This window comes from Natrinema sp. CGMCC1.2065 (assembly GCF_051225675.1).
GTDB lineage: Archaea > Halobacteriota > Halobacteria > Halobacteriales > Natrialbaceae > Natrinema > Natrinema thermotolerans.
In genome coordinates this window covers 76,721-101,028 of the sequence record NZ_JBPJSJ010000004.1, presented here as the reverse complement: position 1 = coordinate 101,028, position 24,308 = coordinate 76,721, and the positions used below count along the sequence as shown (strand labels likewise).

At 62.9% G+C, this 24,308-nt stretch carries 19 protein-coding genes; 13 read left to right on the top strand and 6 right to left on the bottom strand.

Going from position 1 to position 24,308, the window contains the following annotated elements; translation table 11 throughout:
* Positions 1 to 276 precede the first annotated feature (276 nt).
* Positions 277 to 1,446, top strand: a complete 1,170-nt coding sequence (locus ACSBP4_RS06550; protein ID WP_435551696.1) for a sensor histidine kinase — start codon at positions 277 to 279, stop codon at positions 1,444 to 1,446.
* Entirely contained in the window at positions 1,439 to 3,088 is a 1,650-nt protein-coding gene (locus ACSBP4_RS06545; protein WP_049967054.1) for a bacterio-opsin activator domain-containing protein, read from the top strand. Before ACSBP4_RS06550 ends, ACSBP4_RS06545 begins: the two co-directional genes overlap by 8 nt.
* A gap of 6 nt (positions 3,089 to 3,094) precedes the next feature.
* On the opposite strand, the gene ACSBP4_RS06540 is transcribed toward ACSBP4_RS06545, so the two are convergent.
* On the bottom strand, positions 3,095 to 3,679 hold the full coding sequence (locus ACSBP4_RS06540) for a response regulator transcription factor (protein ID WP_006648181.1): 585 nt from the start codon (positions 3,677 to 3,679) through the stop codon (positions 3,095 to 3,097).
* Positions 3,680 to 3,834: 155 nt separating this feature from the next.
* Between ACSBP4_RS06540 and ACSBP4_RS06535 the strand changes: the two genes are divergently transcribed.
* Complete coding sequence (locus ACSBP4_RS06535; protein ID WP_435551695.1) at positions 3,835 to 4,218, top strand: ArsR/SmtB family transcription factor; 384 nt, start codon at positions 3,835 to 3,837, stop codon at positions 4,216 to 4,218.
* An 81-nt stretch (positions 4,219 to 4,299) separates the two neighbouring features.
* Positions 4,300 to 4,656 (top strand): ArsR/SmtB family transcription factor, encoded by a 357-nt coding sequence (locus tag ACSBP4_RS06530; RefSeq protein ID WP_049967052.1) that lies wholly within the window; start codon positions 4,300 to 4,302, stop codon positions 4,654 to 4,656.
* Between the two features lie 454 nt (positions 4,657 to 5,110).
* Here the strand turns inward: ACSBP4_RS06530 and ACSBP4_RS06525 are convergent, their stop codons facing one another.
* The 3 genes from ACSBP4_RS06525 to ACSBP4_RS06515 are packed head-to-tail and all read right to left on the bottom strand — an operon-like array spanning position 5,111 to position 7,368.
* Positions 5,111 to 5,659, bottom strand: a complete 549-nt coding sequence (locus tag ACSBP4_RS06525; RefSeq protein WP_049967051.1) for a hypothetical protein — start codon at positions 5,657 to 5,659, stop codon at positions 5,111 to 5,113.
* Positions 5,660 to 5,668: 9 nt separating this feature from the next.
* The gene (locus ACSBP4_RS06520) at positions 5,669 to 7,102 is read right to left on the bottom strand and encodes a sodium:solute symporter family protein (protein ID WP_435551694.1); all 1,434 of its coding nucleotides are present in this window, start codon (positions 7,100 to 7,102) and stop codon (positions 5,669 to 5,671) included.
* Positions 7,099 to 7,368: a hypothetical protein gene (locus tag ACSBP4_RS06515; RefSeq protein ID WP_435551693.1), complete on the bottom strand. Its 270-nt coding sequence runs from the start codon at positions 7,366 to 7,368 to the stop codon at positions 7,099 to 7,101. The genes ACSBP4_RS06520 and ACSBP4_RS06515 overlap by 4 nt, the downstream gene beginning before the upstream one ends.
* Positions 7,369 to 7,495: 127 nt before the next feature.
* On the opposite strand from ACSBP4_RS06515, the gene ACSBP4_RS06510 reads away from it, so the two are divergent.
* The 5 genes from ACSBP4_RS06510 (at position 7,496) to ACSBP4_RS06490 (ending at position 14,682) form a co-directional block, all read left to right on the top strand.
* Complete coding sequence (locus ACSBP4_RS06510; protein WP_049967049.1) at positions 7,496 to 9,172, top strand: AMP-binding protein; 1,677 nt, start codon at positions 7,496 to 7,498, stop codon at positions 9,170 to 9,172.
* Positions 9,169 to 10,740, top strand: a complete 1,572-nt coding sequence (locus tag ACSBP4_RS06505) for an acyl-CoA carboxylase subunit beta (protein ID WP_049967048.1) — start codon at positions 9,169 to 9,171, stop codon at positions 10,738 to 10,740. Before ACSBP4_RS06510 ends, ACSBP4_RS06505 begins: the two co-directional genes overlap by 4 nt.
* Before the next feature lie 77 nt (positions 10,741 to 10,817).
* The gene (locus ACSBP4_RS06500) at positions 10,818 to 11,609 is read left to right on the top strand and encodes an enoyl-CoA hydratase/isomerase family protein (protein WP_435551692.1); all 792 of its coding nucleotides are present in this window, start codon (positions 10,818 to 10,820) and stop codon (positions 11,607 to 11,609) included.
* A 138-nt stretch (positions 11,610 to 11,747) separates the two neighbouring features.
* Positions 11,748 to 12,518, top strand: coding sequence for an IclR family transcriptional regulator (locus ACSBP4_RS06495; RefSeq protein WP_049967046.1), 771 nt, complete (start codon positions 11,748 to 11,750; stop codon positions 12,516 to 12,518).
* 883 nt (positions 12,519 to 13,401) lie between these two features.
* Positions 13,402 to 14,682 carry an RNA-guided endonuclease InsQ/TnpB family protein gene (locus tag ACSBP4_RS06490; RefSeq protein ID WP_373633561.1) on the top strand — a complete coding sequence of 427 codons (1,281 nt, stop codon included), beginning with the start codon at positions 13,402 to 13,404 and terminating at the stop codon, positions 14,680 to 14,682.
* Positions 14,683 to 14,732: 50 nt separating this feature from the next.
* Here the strand turns inward: ACSBP4_RS06490 and ACSBP4_RS06485 are convergent, their stop codons facing one another.
* On the bottom strand, positions 14,733 to 16,379 hold the full coding sequence (locus ACSBP4_RS06485) for a thiamine pyrophosphate-binding protein (protein WP_049967044.1): 1,647 nt from the start codon (positions 16,377 to 16,379) through the stop codon (positions 14,733 to 14,735).
* A 184-nt stretch (positions 16,380 to 16,563) separates the two neighbouring features.
* On the bottom strand, positions 16,564 to 18,246 hold the full coding sequence (locus ACSBP4_RS06480; protein ID WP_049967043.1) for a Na+/H+ antiporter NhaC family protein: 1,683 nt from the start codon (positions 18,244 to 18,246) through the stop codon (positions 16,564 to 16,566).
* Between the two features lie 389 nt (positions 18,247 to 18,635).
* Here ACSBP4_RS06480 and ACSBP4_RS06475 point away from each other — a divergent pair, with 389 nt between their 5' ends.
* The 4 genes from ACSBP4_RS06475 (at position 18,636) to ACSBP4_RS06460 (ending at position 24,078) form a co-directional block, all read left to right on the top strand.
* Positions 18,636 to 20,168 carry an aldehyde dehydrogenase family protein gene (locus ACSBP4_RS06475; protein ID WP_006648170.1) on the top strand — a complete coding sequence of 511 codons (1,533 nt, stop codon included), beginning with the start codon at positions 18,636 to 18,638 and terminating at the stop codon, positions 20,166 to 20,168.
* A 146-nt stretch (positions 20,169 to 20,314) separates the two neighbouring features.
* Positions 20,315 to 21,115 carry an IclR family transcriptional regulator gene (locus tag ACSBP4_RS06470; RefSeq protein ID WP_006648169.1) on the top strand — a complete coding sequence of 267 codons (801 nt, stop codon included), beginning with the start codon at positions 20,315 to 20,317 and terminating at the stop codon, positions 21,113 to 21,115.
* 520 nt (positions 21,116 to 21,635) lie between these two features.
* Positions 21,636 to 22,592 (top strand): arginase, encoded by a 957-nt coding sequence (gene rocF, locus ACSBP4_RS06465; protein WP_006648168.1) that lies wholly within the window; start codon positions 21,636 to 21,638, stop codon positions 22,590 to 22,592.
* 166 nt (positions 22,593 to 22,758) lie between these two features.
* Positions 22,759 to 24,078: an aspartate aminotransferase family protein gene (locus tag ACSBP4_RS06460; protein WP_006648167.1), complete on the top strand. Its 1,320-nt coding sequence runs from the start codon at positions 22,759 to 22,761 to the stop codon at positions 24,076 to 24,078.
* Positions 24,079 to 24,308: the final 230 nt, after the last annotated feature.

Here is a 24,308-nt window from a genome sequence, read left to right as displayed (position 1 = left end):
CTTCGGATACGGGGAAGAAAACGACCGCCGCCGTGTGTCACGCCGAGAAACACCGTTTGCTGGGACCCCAACCGTTGCGCGTCATGTCGGACAGTCGAAAGACGTTTCAGATCGGTTTTCGTTATTACTAGGGTGTGCGTCTATGGGTCAGGGTTACAACGATGAGTGTATGATCTCCACAGCAGTACGCCGAGTAGCGGTTCGATCGGCCGTTGCGACGCGTCGAACGAATCACCACGGGCGCGCCGCCCCAGCGGCCGGGCGTCGGTGATCTCCATGACGGACCGCCGTGATGACGGTCGGGCGGACGAGTCCGACGCCATCACGATCGACGCCGTTCCGGTGCCGGTCATGGGGTACGACGCCTCGGCCGGAACGCCGGAGATCGAAGTGACGAACGATGCGTTCGATGCGACCTTCGACGCGGCGTCGACCGGAACGAACGTCCGCGAATGGCTGCGTCGGAGCCGCGCAGTCGACGAATCGGAGGTGGCAGCTGCCTGCGATCAGCTCGCCGCCGGGAACGCGATCGATATCGAGGTCGGTGTCCGAACGGGCGACGCTGAACGTCGCCCGATCCGGCTTCGTAGCGTCGGCCGCTCGAGCGACGACGATACCAGCGACGGAGCGGACGGCGGGGACGCGGTTGACGGGTACGTCCTGATAACCGAACTGAAACCGACGAGCGCCGATCCCGTCGAGTTCGACCGCGTCGCGAGCGTCATCACGCACGACCTGCGGAACCCGCTCGACGTCGCGAAGGCACACCTCCGGGCGGCGCGGGAGACCGGCGAGACGGACCACTTCGATCAGGTCGAAGAGGCCCACGACCGGATGGAGCGGATCATTCGAGACGCGCTCACGCTGGCCCGCGGGGACCGCGCGATCGATGCTTCCGAGAACGTCGCGATCGATGCCGTTGCATCGGACGCCTGGGCGACCGTCGAGACGGAGGCCGCGTCGCTCGAGGTCGCCGAGGACCTCCCGCGGCTCGATGCCGATCCCGACCGGCTCCAGCGGCTGTTCGAGAACCTGTTCCGGAACGCAGTCGAGCATGGCTCGACAAGCCCTGCTTCGAACGCTCAGCAGGACGCCGTCGAACACGGCTCGACGAACCCTGGCTCGGCCGCTGGTCAGGATACTGAACACAGTTCGACAGACGGTCCGGACGCGACCGAATCGGCCTGTGACGAACCGGTCCGCGTCCGGGTCGAAAGCGCCGACCGTGGGTTTATTGTCGCCGATGACGGGCCCGGAATTCCGGCCGACGAGCGCGAGCGAGTGTTCGAACCCGGCTACTCGTCGACCGACGCGGGGGGCGGAACCGGTCTCGGGTTGACGATCGTCGAGCAGATCGCCCACGCGCACGACTGGACGGTCTCGGTTGCCGAAGGAGCATGCGGTGGTGCGACGTTCGAGTTTCGCCCGATCACAGACGATGACTGACCGGTCTGATGACGAGACGACGGCAGGCGGTATCGATTCGGACGCGATGGACGACCGACTACGACGGGCTCCCATCGGGATCATCGAGACGACGACCGACGGACGCGTCGTCGACGTCAACGACGTCGCTGCGACGCTACTGGAGACCGACCCGTCCGCGATACGCGGGACGGCGATCGGAGAGTGCTTCCCGAAGTCGGCCGACGGGACGCTGCGGGAGGCCTTCGGCGGCCCGTCGCCGACGCCCGCCTCCTTCGAGGAGTACTACCCGCTGATCGACCGGTGGCTTGCGGTCGACGTTCACGTCGACGAGGGAACGCTCGTCTACGTCCGAGACCGCACACCGCGCAAGGAAACCGAGCAGACCGTCGATCGGATCGACCAGCGACTCGATCGGATCCAGCGGATCAACTCGTTGGTCGCGACCGTGTTACAGCAGGTAATCGGCACGTCGGACCGCTCGGACATCGCTCGGACGGTCTGCGAGCAGTTGGGCGGCACCGACCTCTACAGGTTCGCCTGGGTCGGCGACCGGTCGTTCTCCGAGGAACGTCTCCGAGTACTCGCCGCGGCTGGCGATGCAGCCAACCTGTGCGAGCGGATCGGCGAGAGCCTCGAGGACGAGCGCACCGTCCCGGGCCAAGCCGCGGTCACGTCCGGCGAGACGCAACGTCACGAGGCGATCGCCGAGGACGATACCGTTCCCCGCGGGATCCGTCGAGCCGCGTTCGGTCACGGCCTCCAGTCGTGTCTGGCGGTCCCGCTTGCGTACCAGGGGACCGTCTACGGCGTCGTAACGGTATACACCGACCGGGAAGACGGATTCAGCGATCAGGAGCGAGTCGCCCTCGAGACGCTGGGCGGCGTCGCAGGGTTCGCGATCAATGCCGGCCAACAGGAGGACCTACTGGTCGCCGACACGGGTACCGAGGTAACCGTCGAAGTCCGCGGCGAGACGGTCCCGTTCGTCGGTGCCGCACGCGAGGCCGACCGCGCCCTGTCCTTGGCGGGGGCGATCCCGCGCGGCGACGGCGCGGTCGTCTGTTATCTCACTGCCGACGGCCCGCTCGAGGGCGTCGACGAATCACTGACCGACTGCGAGGCCGTCGCCAACGTGCGGCGGATACGGGACGAGACGGAACCGCTCCTCCAGGCGACCGTCAGCGGCGACACACCGGTGACCGCGCTCGCGGCGTGGGGTGCGACGATCGAGGGCGGCGAGTACGGCATCGAGTCGGCCCGACTCGTCGCCGAAGTCCCGTCCGACGGCGATGTCCGACGGCTGCTCGAGGCCGTCGACGCCGTCGTTTCGGAGACGCAACTGGTCGCCAAACGGGAGACGACTCGAGCGCCCGAGCCGACCGAGGGGTTTCGAGACACCCTCGACGAGCAGTTGACCGACAGACAGCGAACGGTGCTTCGGACTGCCCACCTGTCGGACTACTTCACGTCGCCGCGCGGGAGCAGTTCGGCGGAGGTGGCGGAGACGCTCGACATTGCCGGATCGACGATGCTGTATCACCTCCGGCGGGCGGAGCAGAAACTCGTCGAGGCCTTTTTCGACGCCGACTCGGCGACGGAGGCAGGCGGTTCGGATGCGGCTATAGACGACGCGGAACCGAGTGCGACCGACGGGACGTAACTCGAGTCAGTACCGGCCGCGGTCGATACCCGAGAACTCGGTCAGCAACTCCTCGGCGTCGGGGAGGAGACCGAGAACGCGCTCCTCGATAGCGGCCCGGCGCGCCTCGAGGTCGGCGAGCCGATCGTCGCGTTCGATCTCGTCGGCGGGGAGTTCGGCGTCGATGACCGCTCGCGTCGACTCCAGACGGAAGTACTCGCCAAGGAGTTCGTACGCCAGGACCTGACACTGCTGGTCGATGGCCGCTCGGAGGTCGTCGCGCTCGACGGGCTTCGAGAGGTAGTCGTCGAACGGCATGTCGACGATGTCCAGTCCGGGATCGATCGCCGTCACCATGACGACCCGCGTTTCGAGATCCCGTTCTCGGAGGCGATCGAGGACCTCGTCCCCCGAGAGACCGGGCATGTGTCGATCGAGCAGGACGACGTCGGGTACCGGCTGCTCGTCGACGACCGCGAGGGCTTCCTCGCCATCATACGCGACGGTCACGTCGGCGACGTCCTCGAGACGGAGGGCGTACGCGTCGGCCACCTTCTTCTCGTCGTCGACCATGAGGACCCGGGGCGCTGTCACGCGCATCTCGTTTCCCATCTTACAGGTCGGTAAGCCGTCACCGTATTAATATCCCGGTACGATCGGACCGCGGTCGGACGACGTCGCTGCGGATAGCTAGAGTCGCGTGACGAGACCGTTGCGACTGGTAGCACCACCGTACAGGGACCGTCCCGCCGAATCAACGACTATCGATGTCGAAGGCAGATCCCGCCCGTAAGGAGAGACGGCCGACCCCGTCCGAGAACGACGAGACGGTGATAGACACCGAGACAGCGCTCGACCTCCTGAGCGACGATCACGCCCGGCGTCTCCTGGACGAACTCGACGGAAATCAGCTCTCGGCGACGGAGTTGGCAGAGTGCACGGACAGTTCCCGTGCGACCGTATACCGCCGACTGGACAGCCTCGAGGACGCGGGACTCGTCCGGAGTGCGATGAGCGTCCGGGCGGACGGTCACCACCGGCAGCGATATCACATCGCCGTCGATCGAGTGCGACTCGAGTTCGGCAGCGATGGGCTCGCGATCGAAGCGAGCGATCGCGTTGAACGCGACCGCAACATCGACCCTGCATAGCTAGAGGGTGGTCTCGATCGGGAGTGCCGAATAGTAGCGAGACACTACACGACCGTCCAACTGGTACGAACGACGTACCCGATGTCCGATTCCGAATCCAAATCACGATCCGATCCCGCGCTCGGGGCCGTCTCGAGCGATACAGAGCGTTCGATCGATATCGACGCCCTCCTCGCAGTGCTGGCCGAGGACTACACGACCGAGATCCTCGCGGCAGTAGGCACGGGATCCGTCCCTGCCCGCGAGATCGCCGATGAGACAGGTGCCTCCCGCCCGACCGTGTATCGGCGTCTCAACCGACTCGAGGCGATCGGGGTCCTCGAGACGACGATGGTTCCGTCCCCCGGCGGACAACGCCGGCAGGCGTTCGAACTCGTTCTCGAAGAAGTCGAGGTCCCACTCGTGGCCGATGTGGACGCAGTTGCAGACGGGAGCTGACAGGAGAAGTCGGAACGATCACGTTTCGCCGACTGTCGAGTTACCTCACGGCGACCGCCGTGGTGTTTCGCCGGACGATGTCACAGCCGATGCTCGGTGGACTTGTATAATATGACGGACTACAACGAATTATTAATATTTTTTATAGATATATGGGGAACCTCAGTTCCAGCGTCTTACTGCCCGTTTTCGAACGGATACGAACCCCATATCGTGGAAAATCCACACTCACGGGATCAGAAGCGCTGCTTTGACGGCGAACGTTGGCCGTCGTTCCGGTTGCGTTCGTCTCACAGGAACGAGAAACCACGAAACGCGGTACGAGATCGGGCAGGTATCCGAAACGGACTGCGTCAGGGTCGGCCGTATATGTCGAAGTGCGAACTAGTATTCGAAACCGACATACCTATCTGAATCACGCCGGACTGATGCGATTCCAACGATGGGGTCTCGGTCAGTACGAGGTCGACACCGAACCGCCAGCCGCGTCCAGTCGCGACCAGTACCGCCACTTCGCTCGGATTTTGTACCGCTGTACGACCGCGAGCCTGAACCGCGGATGATCGGCGAGATCCCACGGGTCACGCTCGAGGCGATCCATGACCGTCCGCATGAGGGCGGCCAGTTCGCCCTCGTCGTCCGGCAGCGGCGAGACGTCGACGAGACAGACGCCGGCAGTCGTTCGCTCGCGAACGTCCTCGCGGACGGCCATCGAGAGTACTGTGCGTGAGACCGGGTCGGCAGTAACGGGGACGACGGTGAGTTCGGTCTCGGACGGTTCGGTAATAGTCACGCGAACCCCATCGGCATCGCTGCCGTACAGGAATCGGTCGGTACCCGAGGGCGACCGCTCATCGATCTCGAACGGCAGGCCATGGTCCTCGAGCGCTTCAGTAAGCCCCTCGAGGAGCGTCGCTTGCGAACAGCCACAGAACGTTCGCCAGCGGTTCCCGACGAGAACCGTGTCGACGAATCGTCGCACGAGTGAGCGCTGTGCGTTCATTGATCGTCGTTACCAGCCTGCGTCTTCGTGTCCCAGTTCGTCGCGGAGTCGTTCGACCTTCTCGACCGAGGGTGCATCCGTGACCAGCGACACGGCGACGGTGACACACAGCGAGAGCGGTAAGGCGAGCAGAATCGCCGAGAACATGGGCAGCAAGAGCCAGGCCCCGACGTAGCTCAGGAGTCCGGTCACCATCCCGGCGAGCGCGCCGGACGTCGTCGTCCGCTTCCACCAGATACCGAGGACGAGCGGGAAGAAGAACGCGGCCGCCATCATCCCGGTCGCGTCGGTGTAGAGGACAACGAGGACGCTCGGCGGATCGAGCGCGGCGATGGCGATGGAGACGAGGCCGACGCCGACGGTCGCGACGGTCCCGAGACGAACGACCCGTTCGTCCGAGGCGTCGGGGTTGAGGACCGTCCCGTAGATGTCGTTCGCGATCGACGCCGACATCGCGAGCAACAGCGCGTCGGTCGTCGACATCACCGCGGCGAGGATCGCGGCCGCGACCAGCCCCGCGACGACGGCCGGCAACAGCGATTCCATCACGACGACGAGCGCGAGATCGGGATCGGCGAGGTTCGGGTCGATACTGAGCGCGACCGAGGGAATGATGTAGAAGGCGATGACGCTGAAGACGGCGTACAGGATCGCGACCCAACTGTAGGCGATCTTGGCCGATTTCGGGCTGTCGGCCGAGAGGACCCGCATCACGATGTGGGGGAGGATCGCGACCGTCGACGCCCAGATGACGAAGAACCCGAGATACGAGGCCGGATGGACCGGTGCCATCTCGAGCAAGCTTGGCGTCGCAGCGCCGGGGGCGGTAATCGAGAACCCGTAGTAGGCGAACCCAATACCCGCCATGACGAGCATCAGCCCCCAGATCAGCACGCCCTGAAGGACGTCGGTGACCGTAATCGCCCACATGCCGCCGAGCGATACGTACGCGATAAAGATCAGGCCGATGACGATAACCGACGGGAGATAGCCGATCCCGAGGAGATACTCCGTGACGACGCCGGCGGCCTTGAGCTGTGCGACCATGTACAGGACGAACGCGAGGATGACGACGATCGGAACGAGGAGATTGATCCGTCGATCCCGATAGAGGAAGTCGAAGACGTCGGTGATCGTGTACGCGTCCACGCGTCGCATCGGTTTGGCGACGAGAATCGCCGCGACGATGAACCCGACCACGGAGCCGGTGATCGCCGTCCAGCCGAACGGCAACCCGAAGGTGTACGCGAACCCGATCGAGCCCAGAAACGTCCCGCCGCTCGCGAAGGCGGCGAAGATCGCGAGCGTGTTCATCACGGTGCCGATCTCCCCGCCCGCCGACCAGTACTCCTCGCCCGAGCGGTGATCTTTGAAGTAGTAGCCGATCCCGAGGATAACCAGGAAATATCCCAGAACGATCGCGAGTTCGCTGGCTTGGCTCATGCCGTCTCACCGCCCCGACGTTCGACGTAGTACGTCGCCGCAACGAACAGGGTTCCGAGGACGACCATTACGATCGGCTGAGACAGGAGGAGCCACGGCTGCCCGGCGATCATCAGTTCGACGCCCGTGAGCAGCGGTGCATACGCGACTGCAATGAGGATCGCCGCGACGCCAAGCATCCCGGCGGACAGTCGGTCGAGTCGGAAGAACCCCGATGTCGAGCCCGTGCCATCGTCTACTCGGTCGCTATCGTACTGTTGTGACATCTCATACCACGGTATAATACACCACCATATAATAATTATGGCAGTTCGTAGCGTACTGACAGCGAACCGCCGCGACTCAGTGTAATTCACCAGAACGTTTATCAAAGGTGGTTGTCGATTTGTGAGTATGGGAATCGCAAGCACACTAGACGATAGACCCATCGACGAGATCACGGTCGACAGCATGCTCCGGGCGCGAGCGAATCGGATCCCGGACGAAACGGCGTTGATCTACGGCCCGGACGACACCCACGTCACGTACGACGAACTCAACGCGACCGCGAACCGGATCGCGAACGGCCTCCGCGAGCTGGGCGTCGAACGGGGATCGAACGTCTCGGTAATGGCCGCCCATCCGCTCGAGACCCTGCATGGGATGTTCGGGATCAACAAGGCCGGCGGCGTCTACTCGCCGATCAACTTCGAGTACGAAGGCGAGACGCTGTCCTACCAACTCGACGATACCGACCCCGACGTCTTCGTCCTCGAGGACCGGTATCTCGACCGCTTCGAGGCCGTCCGCGACGGCCTCGAGACCGACCCCGAACTCGTCGTGATCGAGACGGACGGACCGAGTCCGGAGACGAGCCTCGAAGCGACGTCGTTCGACGAGTTGCGGGAACAGCCGGCGACCGATCCAGACGTCGACGTCGCCTGGCACGACACTGCGAGTATCGTCTACACCTCCGGGACGACGGGGATGCCGAAGGGCGTCGTTATTCCCCACCGGTGGATCTTCGCGAACTACATCGCGCCCAAACGCGCCGTGTTGAACGAGGACGATGTCGTCCACACCTCGCTCCCGCTGTATCACATCGGTGGCGTCTACGCCGACGTCGTCGCCGGGCTGGTCGCGGGCGGAACGGTAGCGCTCTGGGACCGGTTCTCCCCACAGGAGTTCTGGGACCGCATCGACACCTACGAGGCGACGTCGGTGACGCTCATCTCGGTGATGATGCCGTGGCTGATGAACGCACCGCGGACCGACTCCGACCACGAGAACACGCTCAACAAGGTCCACATGCAGCCACTGCCCGAGGAGTACGAGGACCTGGCCGAACGCTTCGGATTCGAGATCGCGACCGTCGCCTTTGCCCAGACCGAGACCGGGTCGCCGATCGTCGGCGTCATTCGCACGGACGACGCGGGCGGAACGCCGCCGTCGTACCGCCGCGGCCTCGAGCCCGCCGCCGTCGAGGAGCGAGCCCGCGAGATGAACCTGCCCGTCGTCGAGCGCGTCGACGAGGAGCGCTACATGGGTCGCGTTCGTGAAGACATCGCCGAGGTCGCCGTCCTCGACGAACACGATCGTGCGGTCGAGACCGGCGAGGTCGGTGAACTCTGTATCAGACCGAAACAGCCAGGGCTGTTACTCGAGCGCTATCACGCGAAACCCGAGCGGACGGCCGAGGCGATGTCGAACCTGTGGTTTCACACGGGCGACGCGGCCTATCGCGACGAAGACGGCAACTTCTACTTCGTCGATCGGCTCGGCGACGTGATCCGTCGGCGCGGTGAGAACATCTCCTCGATGCAGATTCAAGACGCCGTCTCGACTCACGACGCCGTCGAAGCGGCCGCCGTGTTCCCGATTCCGGCGCCCGAAGGCGGCGAGGATCGGATCGGGCTCGCGGTCGAACCCCGCGGCGACGAGTCGGTGACCGAAGCGACGATCAGTTCGCATCTCGAGGGACGGATCCCGTCGTTCATGCACCCCGACGAGACGTTTATCGTCGACGAAATCCCGACGACGGAGACGAACAAGATGCGAAAGGTCGAACTCAGGGAGCGACTCCTCGAATGACCGACGACGATCCGTTCGAGGCCGTCGCCGACGCGAAAGACGCGCTCTCGGACGACGCCCGGGACGACGCCGTCGAGTACCAACACGGCCTCGGCAAGCTCACGGCTCGAGAGCGAATCGAGTACCTGCTGGACGAGGGGTCGTTCGACGAGATCGGACGGCTCGCCGCGCCGATGCCGACGACGCCGGAGACGACCGACTGGGAGCGCGAGGACGCACCGGCCGACGGCGTCGTCACGGGATTCGGTCGGATCGACGATCGACCCGTCGCCATCTTCGCGACGGACTTTACCGTCAAGGGCGGCTCGATCGGCCACGCCGGTGGTCGGAAGATCGCGCGCGTGACCGAACGAGCACTCGAGCGTGGTACCCCGCTGATCATGCTGCACGATGGCGGCGGCCACCGGATCCAGGAGGGGCTCGACGCGGCACCGTTCGCTCGCGGCGACAACGGCTTCTCGAACCTCCAGACGGCGCTCTCGGGGTGGGTCCCCGTCGTCTCCGCGATGATGGGGCCGGCCTTCGCTGCGCCGACGAACTTCGCCGCGCTCTCGGATTTCGTCCCCATCGTCGAGGGGACCGGAACGATGGGCGTCGCCGGCCCCTCGCTCGTCGAGTCCGCCCTCGGCGTCGAGGGGACCAAGGAGGAACTCGGCAGCGCGCGGTTCCAGACGACCGAGACCGGGATGGCCGACCTCGCCTGCGAGGACGACGAATCGTGTCTCGATGCCATCCGGACGTACCTCTCGTACCTGCCGCGAAACGCGGAGTGTGAGCCCCCGACCGTCGAGCCGACACCGCCGACGGAGAGCGCTCGAGAGGGGTTGCGCGAGATCATTCCCTCGAGTCCGCGAAAGGGCTACGATATCGACGCGATCATTCAGGGCATCGTGGATCGGGACTCGACGTTCGAACTCAAACCGACGTACGGTCGCAACATCGTCACGGCGTTCGCCCGCCTCGAGGGCGAGCCGATCGGCGTCATCGCGAACAATCCGCGGTTCAAAGCGGGGACGATCGATACCGCCGCCTCGGAGAAGGCCGCCCACTTCGCGGCCGTCTGTGACGCGTTCGGACTGCCGATCGTCACCCTGACCGACGTGCCCGGTATCCTGCCCGGCCCGGACTCCGAACGGGAGGGGATCGCACGCCACTCCGCGAAACTCCCGTTCGAACTGGCTCGAGCGACGGTCCCGATCGCCAACGTCGTGTTGCGACGCGGCTACGGGTTCGGCTACGTCGCCATGGGCGGCGGCCGCTCGCTCGACTCCGAGTTGACGGTGCTGTGGCCCACGGCCGAACTCGCGGCGATGGGGATCGAAGGCGCAGTCGACATCGCCTACAGACACGAGATCGAGTCGGCCGACGACCCCGAGAGCCGCCGGCGGGAACTGATCGACAAGTTCGAAGACAGGACCGACGCCGTCCGCGCGGCCGCACGCGTCGGCGTCGACGGCGTCGTCCAACCCGAAGAGACGCGTGACCGAATCCGACGGGCGTTCGACCGGGCCGACGACGGCCGCGACCGGGACTGGCCGCCGAAAAAGCGATCGATCAACCCGATCTAGGCGGCCCGCACCCGTCGTATCGCCGGCCGGACGATCGGACTGAAGTTTTATATAAATGTTCGTGATAGAATAGGTGTATGCGAGAGATCGGAGACGGTAACGTACTGCTGCGTATCGACGACCACCGCGCGGACGTCGTACTCAACCGACCGGAGCGACGCAACGCGATGAACCAAGCGCTGCTTCGCGATCTCCGAACGGCACTCGAGGAGGTCGAAGCGCGTGACGACGTTCGGGCCATGGTGCTTCTCGGCGAGGGCGACGTCTTCTGTGCCGGGATGGACCTCGAGATGATGAAACGACGCGGCGCGGACGACGCGCCCGACTTCGAGATGGGACTCGACGACATCACCCACTTCATCGACGAGATGAGCGTCCCGTCGGTCGCGAGCATCAAGGGGGCCGCCATTGCGGGGGCGTTCGAACTCGTGTTGCCGGTCGATTTCAGGATCATCAGCGAGGACGCCAAATACGGCGTCATCGAGGTCGAACTCGGGCTGTTTCCCTCCGGTGGGGCGACACAGCGACTCCCGCGGCTGGTCGGTCTCTCGAAGGCGAAGGAACTCGTCCTCACCGGCGAGTACATCGATCCACGGGAGGCCAAAGCGTGCGGGCTTGTCCACGAGGTCGTTCCCGACCGGTCGGCGACCGACGACCGGGCTCGCGAGTGGGCCGACTCGTTGACCGAAAACGCGCCACTCGGCATGAAACACGCCCGACAGCTGTTGAACGCCGCGCTGGAGACCCCGCTCGAGCAGGGCCTCGAACGCGAAGGCGAACTCGGCGAAACGTTGACCGAGACCGACGACTACACCGAAGGGTTCGCGGCCCGACTCGAGGGTCGCGAGCCGGAGTTCACCGGACAGTAGGAAGCAGCTTCCCGTTCTCGAGCGGGCGTCCACCGCGGTCGGGACGGTCGGCGACTCGAGCCCGCCGTCGTTTCTCTCGGGCGGGTTCCGTCCGAGATTATTGGACAGCTTTATTGAGCAATCAGAATGGGATATGGTATGGGACGACAGGGTCCGGAGACGAAACAGCTCCAATCCGTTCGGACGACGTTCAAGATCATCGAGTCACTCAAGCGAAACACGGCCGAGAGCGTCTCGGCGCTCGCTGAACAGCTCGAGCTACCCAAGAGTACGGTCCATTCGCATTTGACGACGCTCAACCAACTGGGCTATCTGATCAACGAGGACGGGACCTACCGTCTCAGTTATCGCCTCGTCCACCTCGGTCGGACGATCGAACAGTCACACGAACTGCGCCGGATCGTCTCGCCGACGGTCGAAACGTTGGCTGCTGAGACGGGCGAACAGGCCTATTTCGCCGTCGAGGAAAACGGTCTCGCCACCAATATCGTCGTCGCTGAGGGCGAGCGGTCGATCCGCAGGCAGTTCCTGCCAGGCGGCCAGGCACGGATGACGAACACGGCGACCGGCAAGGCGATCCTCGCACACTTGCCACCCGAACGGGTCGACGAGATCGTCCAACGATGGGGGATGCCCCAAGCGGCCCCGGGAACGATCACCGACGAGACGGAACTCGCCACCGAACTCGAGACGATCCGGACGGACGGCATCGCGTACGCTCGCGAGGAGAGCGCCAAGGGACTGCTCGAGATCGCGATACCGATACTGGACGACGACGGGCATCCCCACGGTGCCCTCGAGATCGCGGGTCCGACCAAGCGACTCGACGATGACGACTACCGGCACGAACTCGTCGACGAGATCGAAACCGCCGGCAACGAGATCGAAGTCAATCTCTCGATCAGGTGAGCCCCCCAGTCACCGATTGGCAGCGGCGTCGACCGTCGGTATCATCTCGTTCGAGTCGATCGGATGGTCGCCCAGATATTACAACGATATACTTGTAAACCTAATCGAGAGCGACCGAACCGGAAGGCGTTCGACCGACGCACGTGACCCACGAACCGGTCGTCGTCCCGTTCCGCGAGTTCGAACGGGATATCGCAGTCGGGAGTCACGCTTCGGCGATCCCCCGTGGGCCTCGTGTCGACATGGTAATCGGTTCCCTCACCCCCCGAATAGCTATCTATATGCATATATGTCTACGGTTACCTCAGGAGATTGTCTATCACGCCCTCGAGCGCTACACAGTGCCCATCGAAACCGACCGCATATCGATGGAGTAAGGCAATCGGCCAATCGGTGACATCGACCGGGAAAACGTTCCGCGACGTGGCGTGCCTCGACCGGTTGGTGAGGGATACCGTGAGTACCGTATTCTCCCTCAGGTAGCTTTAAGGACAGGCATCAGGTCGTTTCGAGACGGCCTGGGCAACAACCGAGCAAGAACTCGGCAATCGGGTCCACGGGTTCATCGCGTCCGTCGCAGTCGGACTGGTGCCGGGAAGCGATCGTCGTCGTTCCCGTTGCGGTCGATCGTGTTCCATCGTTCGTGCCTGGCAGCTCGAGAATGTATACTCTATCAGAATAGTATGTGAATGCGATAGGTTGTACATCTATCTTTAAGCAGCGAGAGAATCCCGGCGTTTACGGAAATACAAGGAGAAAGCCCCGCCCTTTAGGGCGGGGATGAATCCGACACTTTTCTTCACAAACCACTATTCGATGGCACGGCAGAATATTCCACGGTCGAATCCATGTTTTCAAGTAGGTTTGTCAACATAGATTACGTATGGCGAAACAGGTCGTCGCCCGCACCTACACTGCCTCCATCAAGAACCAGCAACAGGTGCAGGATGACCTCGACGCCCTCGGGTTCGCCGCCTCGAAACTCTGGAATGTCGGACGGTGGACAATTAGTCGTGTCTGGGATGAAATCGACTACATCCCCGAACACGACGAACTCACTGCCTACCTCAAGAGCCATGAACGCTACGATGACCTGCATTCTCAGTCAAGTCAGCGCGTTCTTCAAGAACTCGCTGAGGCGTTCAACGGCTGGTACGGCAAACGACGCAACGGAGACCAACGGGCGAACCCGCCCGGCTACCGCAAACACGTCGACGACCACCCGCGTAGCACGGTCACGTTCAAGAACAAAGGCTTCAAACTCGACACCGAGTACAACCGAGTCCGACTCTCGAAAGGCTCGAACCTCAAAGAATACTGGTCGGACTTCGTTCTCTGCGAGTACCAGACTCGTCCCGACGTTGACCTCTCTACCGTGGAGAGCGTACAACAGGTTCGGGCAGTCTGGACAGGTGAAGAGTGGGAATTGCACATTGTGTGCAAAGTCGAAGTCGAAGTTTCAGAAGTTCCCGGTGAGAAGACGGTGGGTGTTGACCTTGGTATCAACAACTTCGCCGCGCTTGCCTACGAAGACGGTCACAGCGAACTGTACCCGTTGAACTGCTTGAAGCAGGACGACTACTACTTCAGCAAGCGACTCGCTCGCTGTGATGACTCTGACTCAGAGCAGGCCAATCGGTTGAACCAGAAGAAGTCCGCTCGGCGCACCCACTACTTCCACACCCTCTCCAAGCACATCGTCCAACGATGTGTGGACGAAGGAGTTGGAACAATTGTAGTGGGCGACCTCTCCGGCATCCGTGATGACGAGGAGAACGGCAAGGCGAAGAACTGGGGGAAACACGGCAACCTTGACCTGCACTCGTGGGCGTTCGATCGCTTCACCGACCTCCTCACGTACAAGGCCGAGATGGAAGGTATCTCGGTTGAGGAAGTGTCCGAGCGGGATACCTCGAAAACGTGTTCGTGTTGTGGTCGCAAACGTGATGCAAACCGTGTTGAACGCGGACTGTACGTCTGTGATGACTGCGAGACGGTGGCGAACGCTGATGTGAACGGTGCTGAGAACATCCGGCAGAAAGTATCTCCGAATTCGCCGAGTCTTTCGGCGAATAGGAGTAACGGTTGGTTGGCACAGCCATCGACGTTCCTGTTTGACAAGGAAACTGGTGCGTTCGCACCTCAAAAACAGGTCACGTCGTAAACCACAATATCCCAACGTGGGAATCCTCGCCCTTCAGGGCGGGGAGGATGTCAATCAGTACGCATCCAGTCGCTCGCCTGTGGCTCCGACGGATCGGTGGGGATCTGAACGAGGACCGGTTCGTCCGCCACGGCTGCGGACCCGACCGTCGACCGTATCTCGTCGGGGTCTTCGACACACTCACTGCGCATCCCCATACTCTCCGCGAGCGACGTGAACGAAATCGGCGCGTCGCTCCAGTTGTACTCACGGTCGGAGAGGTCATAGTCTCGCCCCGCCTGATCGCTGATGATCGCGTAGTCCTCGTTGGTGAACACGACGACCGTAATCGGAACGTTCTCCGCGACGGCCGTGTGGAGTTCGTGGATGCACATCATGAGGCCGCCGTCGCCGGTGAGAACGACGACGTCGTCGTCGGGATTGGCGAGCTGTGCGCCGATTCCTGCCGGGAGACCGGTTCCCATCGTCGCCCACGATCCCGGGTTGACGTACGACCGTGGACCGGCCGCCGCAAAGACGTTGAGCGCCCAGACACGAAACCCACCGGCGTCGACGGAGACGACCGTGTCCTGTGGAATGGCGTCTCGGACGCTCTCGAGTGCGCTCACCGACGTCAACGGGGGCGACGAGCCACGGAGTTCGTCGAGGCGGTCGCTCGTCGCTTCCCGGACCGCCATCGCCCGCTCCGTCCCGTCGCTGGCACGGATCGGTCGGTCCGCGAGCGCGGCCTCGAGTTCCGAGAGCGCCACCCCGGCATCGGCGATGATGCCGACCGTGGGATCGTAGCCGTTCCCGAGATCGTCGGCATCGAGGGTCACGTGGACGAGGTCATCGGGCAGTTCGACGCTCCAGGTCCGGGTCGCGACCGCGTCGAAGTCCGTCCCGACCGCCAGTGCGGCGTCGGCGGTGGCGAGACAATCGAGGAGTTCGGGGGATGCACTGCCCGAAAGCGTTCCGGCGACGTACCCGTCGGGATCGTCGGGGAGAACGCCCTTGCCCTTGTACGTCGTCACGACGGGTGCCTCGAGTCGGTCGGCCAGCCGTCGAAGCGAGTCGCTCGCGTTCGCGGCACGGACGCCACCGCCGGCAAGGATCACTGGCGTCGTCGCCTCGGCCAGCAGCGTCGCAGCCGCCTCGATATCCGATTCGGCGGCGCCCTCGACGTACTCTCGGTTGTACTCTCCGGGTGTCGCCAGGGGAACGTCCATCGTCAAGAAGTTTTTCGGGATTCCGATCCGGACCGGCCCCTTGGGCGGCGTCTCGGCGATCGCGATGGCTTCCTCGACGATCGCGGCCGTGCTTTCCGGTCGTTCGACGAGCAGGTTCTCCTTGACGACGGTATCGTAGGTTTCCGGTGGCGTCTCGTGGATTCCACCGCCCCCGCGAACCTCGGGTTCGGTCTCGACGGCGATGTGAACGAGCGGGGTACAATCGTTGAGTGCGTTTTTCAGCCCGTTCATCGCGTTCATGTCGCCCGGCCCAGGGACGACAGCCGTCGCTGCCGGCGTGCCGCTCGTTTCCGCGTACCCCCACGCTTGATGGGAGACGGCGGTTTCGTGGCGTGCGACGACGAACCGGATATCGTCACGTGTCCCGATCGCTTCGTTCAACGGGAGCGTCTGTTTGCCCGGAATGCCGAACATCGTGTCGATCCCATTGCTCGTCAATCGTTCTATCACGGCACGATTAACATCCATACCTCGTCATCGGAAACCAGATACTTATGATCTCCCATTCCGGTTATTGCTTCGCCGGTTGCGGTTTTGGCCCGCCTGTTGCTCTGTGTCGCTTCCCGGATAAGAGGGTCGGGGGGCCGACTCGCGCTTCAAATTGTGAAACGATACCGAGAGACGCAGTTACCGGGAACGATCGTCGCGGACGTTAATCGGTTCCCTCCGGCGCTGTACCGTGTTCGGAGTCGGCGTCCTGCCCGGTCGGGTCGACATCGCGTCGCATTGTCCCGACGTCGATTCCCCGTCGATTCGCGTCGAATTCCGACAGTCCGTACACGAGTCCGACAAGCAAGACGACGCCGATCGGCAGGAATACCAGTGGCGGGACGGCAAAGAAGCCGTACAGGAGATAGCAGACGACGACGACGGTCGCAACGGTCGTCGCGTAGTACGCTTGCGTCCGGACGTGGTCGACGAGGTCGGCACCGGTAAAGGTCGACGAGAGAACGGTCGTATCCGAAATCGGTGACGTGTGGTCCCCGAAGATCGCGCCGGAGAACACCGCCCCCACGGTGACGGGTGCGAGTCCGAACCCGCCGGTGAGATCGAACGCGACGGAGATCGCAACGGGTGTCAGCAGGCTCATCGTCGCCCACGACGATCCCATCGTGAGCGAAATGAACGTCGCGGTGATGAAGACGGCAACGGGGAACAGTGCCACCGGAATCGTCCCTTCGACCAGCGTCGCGACGTATGCCCCCGTCCCCAGTGCATCGGCGACGGTACTGATCGACCACGCCAGGATCAGAATCGTCACCGCAGTCAGCATGAGTTCGAACCCTTCGAGGATGGCATCGACGCCTTCGTCGGCCGTAAACAGGTCGTATACGATACCGATACCGAACGCTGTCGAGACCATTGCGAACGATCCCCAGACCAGTGCGGTCGTCCAGGACCCGTTGCCGGCGATGGTCGTCGCCGTTTCGACGAACGTCGCGAACTCACCTGCGAGCAGTGACTCGACCACCGGCTGACCATCGTAACCGGTCCGAAGCGCGCTGCCGATCGTAACGGCGATCAGGACCACGATCGGGAGCAGAAACGTCCGAAGCATTGGTCGGTCAGTGATCGGATCACTGAGATGACCCTCGACTTCCTGTAACGGGTCCGCATCGTCGTCGTTGACCTTGCCCGTTTCCCAGGCGCGGCGCTCCGCCGTGAGCATCTCACCGTAATCCCGCTGTGTAACGACGATAACACCGACCATGACGATCGCAAGAATCGCATAGGCGTTGTACGGGATCGACTCGAGGTAGACGGTGAAGACGTCCGGTGTCTGGACGCCCGCTCCGGTTTCGATATTGCTGAATGCCTCGTCGATCATCGACAGCTGAAACGCGACCCATCCCGAAATACCGATCGTCGCGACGGGAGCGGCCGTCGAGTCGACGATATAGGACAGTTTCTCTCGTGAAATATTGACTCGGTCCGACGTTTCACGCATCGTGTTCCCGATGATCGCGGTGTTTGCATAGTCGTCGAAGAACAGCGCCATACCCAACAGCCAGGCGACGATCCCGACTTTCCGTCTCGTTTCGAGGCGTTTGCTCGCTATCTCCTGAATAGCGATAGCACCGCCTAACCGCCAGATCAGTGCAACGCCCGACCCGAGGAGGAGCGTGAAAATCAGGATTTCCGCGTGAAACCCGTCATCGGCGATGATGGCTGCGACGACCCAATCGAACGTCTGTCCGATGCCGAACCCGCCGGTATAGATGACGGCACCGAACCAGATGCTAACGAACAGTGAGAGGATGATACGTCTCGTGGTAATCGCTAACGTGATCGCTAAAATCGGTGGTACGAGGGAGAGTATCCCGAATTCACCCATAGACCCCAATGAATCATGGCCTTTGATAAGTCTTTCCATGGCTGATATACTATGCCACGATATCGAGCCCGGAGTCCATTGTGTACGTCCGCAGGGCCGATATCCCGCAAACTCTCGTCACGATACCGTCCATTTCAGAATATCAAATCAGACGCATCACGTTGTATTACAATCGTATGTCTGTAACGTTACCGAGAGTGTGTGATGGTGTAACGTCCAAGGAGCGGCCGCTTACCGTACTCTATCGTTCGTGTTCGCTCCCTTTTCAGTCGCCGCATTCGCTCGAACACGTATTTGATATATACGAACCCCGTACTCCCGGTGAGCCGTATCACGGACCGCTCACGCAAAGATGAACAATTATATGCGCCACAGGAGAACGGTCGAACGTGAGTCGATCAACAGCAAGTGGAACTAATCTCCACTATATCAACGGCGAATGGACGAGCGGAACTGGCTCCGAAACCTTCGAGAGCGAAAGCCCTGCCACCGGCGAGACGCTGGCGACGTTCCAGCGTGGCACCGAGGCGGACGTCGACGCGGCCCTCGAGGCGGCGGACGAGGCCTTCGAAGAGTGGCGGGAACTGTCGGCGATCGATCGCGCGGAGTACCTGTGGGAGATTTACCACGAACTGCGCGAGCGCCACCAGGAACTCGGCGAGATCGTCTCGAAAGAGTGTGGCAAAGAGATCTCGGAAGGGAAAGCGGACGTCACCGAGGCCTGGCACATGGTCGAATGGGCGGCGGGCAACGCGCGCCACCCACACGGCGACGTCGTTCCGTCGGAGATTCCGAGCAAGGACGCGTACATGCGCCGGAAACCGCGGGGCGTCATCGGCTGTATCACCCCGTGGAACTTCCCGGTCGCGATCCCGTTCTGGCACATGGCCATCGCGCTGGTCGAGGGCAACACCGTCGTCTGGAAGCCCGCCGAGCAGACCCCGTGGTGTGCCCAGATCATCGCCGAGATGTTCGAGGACGCCGGGATTCCCGATGGCGTCTTCAACATGGTCCAAGGGTTCGGTGATGCCGGCGCAGCGATTACCGACGACGAGCGCGTCGATACCGTCCTCTTTACCGGCTCGGCCGAAGTCGGCCACGAGATCGCCGGCAAGGTCGGCGGCGAACCCGGCAAGCTCGCGGCCTGTGAGATGGGTGGCAAAAACGGCATCGTCGTGACCGAGGAGGCCGACCTCGACATCGCCGTCCACGCGGCCGTCATGAGTTCGTTCAAGACGACCGGCCAGCGCTGTGTCTCGAGCGAGCGGCTGATCATCCACGAGGACGTCTACGACGAGTTCAAAGAGCGGTTCGTCGAGATCGCCAAGGACGTCGCCGTCGGCGATCCCCTCGAGGAAGAGACGTTCATGGGGCCGGCGATCGAGGCCGACCACGTCGAGAAGATCCACCGGCACAACGAACTCGCGCGCGAAGAGGGCGCGAACGTCCTGGTCGATCGATTCGAACTCGAGGACGACGAGATTCCGGACGGCCACGCGGAGGGTCACTGGGTCGGCCCGTTCGTCTACGAGATCGACTACGAGTCCGATCTGCGCTGTCTCAACGAGGAGTGTTTCGGCCCCCACGTCGCCCTCCTCGAGTACTCGGGTGACATTGAGGACGCGGTCGAGATCCACAACGATACGCCCTACGGGCTGGCTGGGGCGATCATCTCGGAGGACTACCGACAGGTCAACTACTTCCGCGATCACGCCGATATCGGGCTCGCGTACGCGAACCTGCCGTGTATCGGCGCGGAGGTCCAGTTGCCCTTCGGCGGCGTCAAGAAGTCCGGCAACGGCTATCCGAGCGCCCGCGAGGCCATCGAGGCCGTCACCGAGCGCACCGCCTGGACGCTGAACAACTCCAAAGAGATCGAGATGGCCCAGGGACTGTCGGCCGACATCACGACCGACGAATAACTGGGCTCACGAGTCGGATCGACTGCGAACCGGCGACGATTTTCCCCTTTCGCGGTTCCCACCCGAGATCGGCCTCGGTTCCGCGTTCGAATAAACGCGTTTGATATATGCAAGTGTTTAAGAAACAGCGCTATAGATGAAGGGCTATGTTCGGAACCGCAAAGGAAACGAACGGTCAGCGGGAGATCAAATCAGTCCACAAGATCGATGAAATACTGGCCGCTATTAAACGGCTCACCGAGGGAACGCTCACGGAGATCACCGAGGAAGTCGACCTGACGAAGGGCACGGTCCATACGTATCTCCGGACGCTTCACAACTGTGGCTACCTCACGGAGGAAGACGGCGTCTACCGACTCAGCTTACAGTTTGTCACGGTCGCGGAACACGTACGAAACGAAACCAGCCTGTACATGGCGGGCCACGACGAGATCGACGAACTCGCCGAACGGACCGGGGAATACGTACACCTCGTCGCTGAGGAACGCGGTCGCGAGGTCACCCTCTACGAGAGTCGCGGCGAATACGCGATCGCGACCGACTACCACCTCCGTCTGCGCGAGACACCGCAGTATCTCCACCACAACGCCGCCGGGAAAGCGATGCTTGCACACTTCGATGCGGACCGTCGAGACAGGATACTCGACGCCCAAGAACTCGAGGCACAGACGGCAAACACGATCACGGACGAGACCGAACTTCGGGAAACGCTCGAGACGGTACGAGAGAACGGCTATGCGCTCAACGACGAGGAGGAAATCCGTGGCATGCGTGCCGTCGGTGTACCGATCCGCGTTCCCGACGGTTCCATCTTCGGTGCAGTGAGCATGAGCGCACCGGCCAGTCGGCTGAAAGGCGAGCGGTTTCGGTCGGAAGTCCCCGAACTCGTCATGGAGACCGCCAATCTCATCGAGGTCAACCTCGAGACCGCACAGCGTGACGGCTGATTCGACGTGATGTCGAGCCGGGAGTTGCAAAGAGTATATATACTGGCGTAGAGTTACCGTGACGATACACGGAACATGCCTGTAACTACCCAGCGACGGTGTCCAGCGTGCGGTACTGTTATTGACACCCACGAACCGGAACCGAGATGCGGGAACTGCTACTGGAGTAACGGTACGAAACAACCGAGTGACTGACGCGTGTCTTCGGCAGCCGCACCGCTCGTAGCCGCCGCGAGAGTCGCGACCGACCGGCCGATGCCGACACGTTCGCTACCCCGGGTGGCGTGACAGTGAACGACGGCGAGTTGCTCCGACAGCTCACCCGTCGGAGCCGATCGCTCGAGTGTGGGGACCTCCCGTTCGACGCCTGGCGGACGATCCGGACGGCGGTCGAAAAGCGAAACGTCCTCCGGGGAACTGCCGTGTGTGCTACCCAGTGGCTACGACGTAGCGACGCGCGGGACACGGGGGCTGACATCCCGCCGACGAAACGGAACCATCGACGAGTCTTTCCACCAGCATGACAACACCAACCGACGCCAGAATCGACCACCCGAACCGATCGACGACTCGAACCGTTCGCCTGCTCGGCGCGCCGCTCGATCTCGGAGCGGATCGGCGCGGCGTCGACATCGGACCGCGAGCCATCCGGTACGCGGATATTGCCGGCGAACTCGAAACAGCCGGCGTTGCTTGTACCGATTGCGGAGATCTTCGCGTCCCCCGACTCGAGCAGTGCGATGTCCCGGATACGGAAGACGATGCGAAGTATCTCGACGAGATCGCCGACGTCACCGCCGAACTCGCGGACGAGGTCGCCGACACGATTGCGGACGGTGACGTTCCGATCGCTCTGGGCGGCGATCACGCGACTGCGATGGGAACCATCCGCGGCGCAGCACGAGCGGCGGACATCGGGGTTCTCTGGTTCGACGCCCACGGGGACTACAACACACCCGACACCTCTCCCAGTGGCAACGTCCACGGGATGCCCCTGGCAGCCGTCACTGGCACCGGTGAGTTCGACGGACTCGACTGGACGACGACGCCGACCGTCGACCCGTCGAATACGGTCATCGTCGGCGCACGACGTCTTGACAACGCCGAGCGAACCGCCCTCAAGGAAAGTGACGTAACCGTGTTCACGATGCACGACATCGACGAACGCGGTATCACCGCTGTCGTCGAGGACGCGCTCGATATCGCAACCGACGGCGTGGACGGGGTTCACGTCAGCCTCGATCTCGACTGGCTCGACCCGACGGTCGCACCGGGCGTCGGAACCCCCGTTCGCGGCGGCGTCGAATACAGGGAAGCCCACGCTGCACTCGAGTGCGTTGCCGAGCGCGACCGCGACGCGGAGCTACTTCGCTCGGTCGATATCGTCGAAGTGAATCCGATTCTCGATCGGAACAACCGCACCGCGGAAGTCGCAGCCGAACTCGCCGCCAGTCTCCTCGGCAAACGGATAGCGTAACGCTTCGGGAGCCCTTCGATCGGAGTCCCTGTTGGAGGAGAACCGACCGGCACAGCGTAGCGGCCCCGTCGAAACGACCCGCCTATCAGTCACGCATCGGCGCCCGCCGAGCCACCGTTTTGTTGATACCCTGAGTTTTAAGACACGCGTGACCATGTGAGAGAGTATGCAGCGCGAAACAGCAGAGCCAGCTGTACAGCAACTGCCAGGCCCGACCGCGACGGAATGGGTCGACCTGCATCATCAGTCTGCAGCGACGAGTACGTACGTCTACGACTTCGTCTGGGACATCACCGAAGACGCCGAGGGTCCCTTCTGTACGGACGCGGACGGCAACGTACTGTTGGATTTCACGAGCCACGTCGCCGCTGCGCCGCTGGGCTACAACAACCCGAAGATCATGGACGACCTCCGCGAATTCGACCTCGTGGATCCACTGAAGATCGCCGGGCAGGATTTCTACGTTAGCACCGGTGGCACACCCGACGACGCCGAACTACCGTCACAGAGCCACCTGATGGACAAGCTGACCGAGATCACCGCCAAATACGACATGGACACGGTCTTCCTGTCGAACTCCGGGGCCGAGGCGGTCGAGAACGCGATGAAGATCTGTTACGATAACTGTGAGCAGCCCAAATACGGCCTCACGTTCGAAGGCGCGTTCCACGGGCGCACGCTCGGTGCGCTCTCGCTGAACCGGTCGAAATCCGTCCATCGCCGTGGGTTCCCCGAACTCAGCGGCATCCACGACGTCCCCCACAGCATGGCCGGCGTCGAACGTCTCCGCGAGAAACTCGATCCGAAACACGGCCACATCCCACCCGAACAGGTCGCCTTCCTCATCCTCGAGCCGGTTCAGGGCGAAGGCGGCTATCGGGTCCCCGACGCCGAGTTCATGAGCGCCGTCGACGACCTCTGTACCGAACACGACATCCCGCTCATCGCCGACGAGATCCAGTCGGGCGTCGGCCGAACCGGGAAAATGTGGGCCTCCGACCACTACGATTTCGAGCCGGACGTCATCACGAGCGCCAAGGCACTACGCGTCGGTGCGACGATCTCGCGGTCGGAGCTGTTCCCCGACGAGAAAGCGCGCATCTCCTCGACGTGGGGGGCCGGCGACATCCTCTCCTCGATCCAGGGATCGCTCACCCTCGCTGCGATCGACGAACACGACTTGCTCGATCACGCCGACCGACAGGGCAAAGGGCTCCTCGACCGTCTCGCACCCCTTCAAGACGAGTACCAGGCCCTCGAGGACGTACGCGGGCTCGGGCTCATGGCCGCCATCGAGTTCGAGACCCCCGATCAGCGTGAAGCGGTCATGGAAGCCGCGCTCGAGCGCGGCCTGTTAACGCTTGGCTGTGGACGGAAGACGCTCCGATTGCTGCCGCCGCTTGACGTTCGCGACCGCGAACTCGACATCGCCGTCGACCTCCTCGACGAAGCGATCGCGAGCGTCAGTCGAGCCGCGACCGTCTGACTACGACCTGCGGGTCCGACGACGGACCACGCCGAGTGACCGCAGCGGCCGCCGGGTTCCCCATCGAGTCGTCCTCCGTACCACGATATTTCGACACCGCTCTCCGACGCACGGTTCGAGTGATGTAGTGTAACCACCGCGGAAGCGGCGAGACCGTCGCCTCGAGGTTGGAACGCGATGGTCGAAAAAAGACGAACGCGGCTTCGGCAGCGACGGCGATCGGTCGAGAC

Bases quoted from the DNA above. Each gene is read 5' to 3' on its own strand.
- ACSBP4_RS06535 (WP_435551695.1), top strand. From the start codon at position 3,835: ATGTCGAAGGCAGATCCCGCCCGTAAGGAGAGACGGCCGACCCCGTCC.
- ACSBP4_RS06480 (WP_049967043.1), bottom strand. From the start codon at position 18,246: ATGGGTGAATTCGGGATACTCTCCCTCGTACCACCGATTTTAGCGATC.
- ACSBP4_RS06470 (WP_006648169.1), top strand. From the start codon at position 20,315: ATGTTCGGAACCGCAAAGGAAACGAACGGTCAGCGGGAGATCAAATCA.
- ACSBP4_RS06510 (WP_049967049.1), top strand. From the start codon at position 7,496: ATGGGAATCGCAAGCACACTAGACGATAGACCCATCGACGAGATCACG.
- ACSBP4_RS06505 (WP_049967048.1), top strand. From the start codon at position 9,169: ATGACCGACGACGATCCGTTCGAGGCCGTCGCCGACGCGAAAGACGCG.
- ACSBP4_RS06460 (WP_006648167.1), top strand. From the start codon at position 22,759: ATGCAGCGCGAAACAGCAGAGCCAGCTGTACAGCAACTGCCAGGCCCG.
- ACSBP4_RS06525 (WP_049967051.1), bottom strand. From the start codon at position 5,659: ATGAACGCACAGCGCTCACTCGTGCGACGATTCGTCGACACGGTTCTC.
- ACSBP4_RS06540 (WP_006648181.1), bottom strand. From the start codon at position 3,679: ATGGGAAACGAGATGCGCGTGACAGCGCCCCGGGTCCTCATGGTCGAC.
- ACSBP4_RS06485 (WP_049967044.1), bottom strand. From the start codon at position 16,379: ATGGATGTTAATCGTGCCGTGATAGAACGATTGACGAGCAATGGGATC.
- ACSBP4_RS06495 (WP_049967046.1), top strand. From the start codon at position 11,748: ATGGGACGACAGGGTCCGGAGACGAAACAGCTCCAATCCGTTCGGACG.
- rocF (WP_006648168.1), top strand. From the start codon at position 21,636: ATGACAACACCAACCGACGCCAGAATCGACCACCCGAACCGATCGACG.
- ACSBP4_RS06515 (WP_435551693.1), bottom strand. From the start codon at position 7,368: ATGTCACAACAGTACGATAGCGACCGAGTAGACGATGGCACGGGCTCG.
- ACSBP4_RS06520 (WP_435551694.1), bottom strand. From the start codon at position 7,102: ATGAGCCAAGCCAGCGAACTCGCGATCGTTCTGGGATATTTCCTGGTT.
- ACSBP4_RS06530 (WP_049967052.1), top strand. From the start codon at position 4,300: ATGTCCGATTCCGAATCCAAATCACGATCCGATCCCGCGCTCGGGGCC.
- ACSBP4_RS06545 (WP_049967054.1), top strand. From the start codon at position 1,439: ATGACTGACCGGTCTGATGACGAGACGACGGCAGGCGGTATCGATTCG.
- ACSBP4_RS06490 (WP_373633561.1), top strand. From the start codon at position 13,402: ATGGCGAAACAGGTCGTCGCCCGCACCTACACTGCCTCCATCAAGAAC.
- ACSBP4_RS06550 (WP_435551696.1), top strand. From the start codon at position 277: ATGACGGACCGCCGTGATGACGGTCGGGCGGACGAGTCCGACGCCATC.
- ACSBP4_RS06500 (WP_435551692.1), top strand. From the start codon at position 10,818: ATGCGAGAGATCGGAGACGGTAACGTACTGCTGCGTATCGACGACCAC.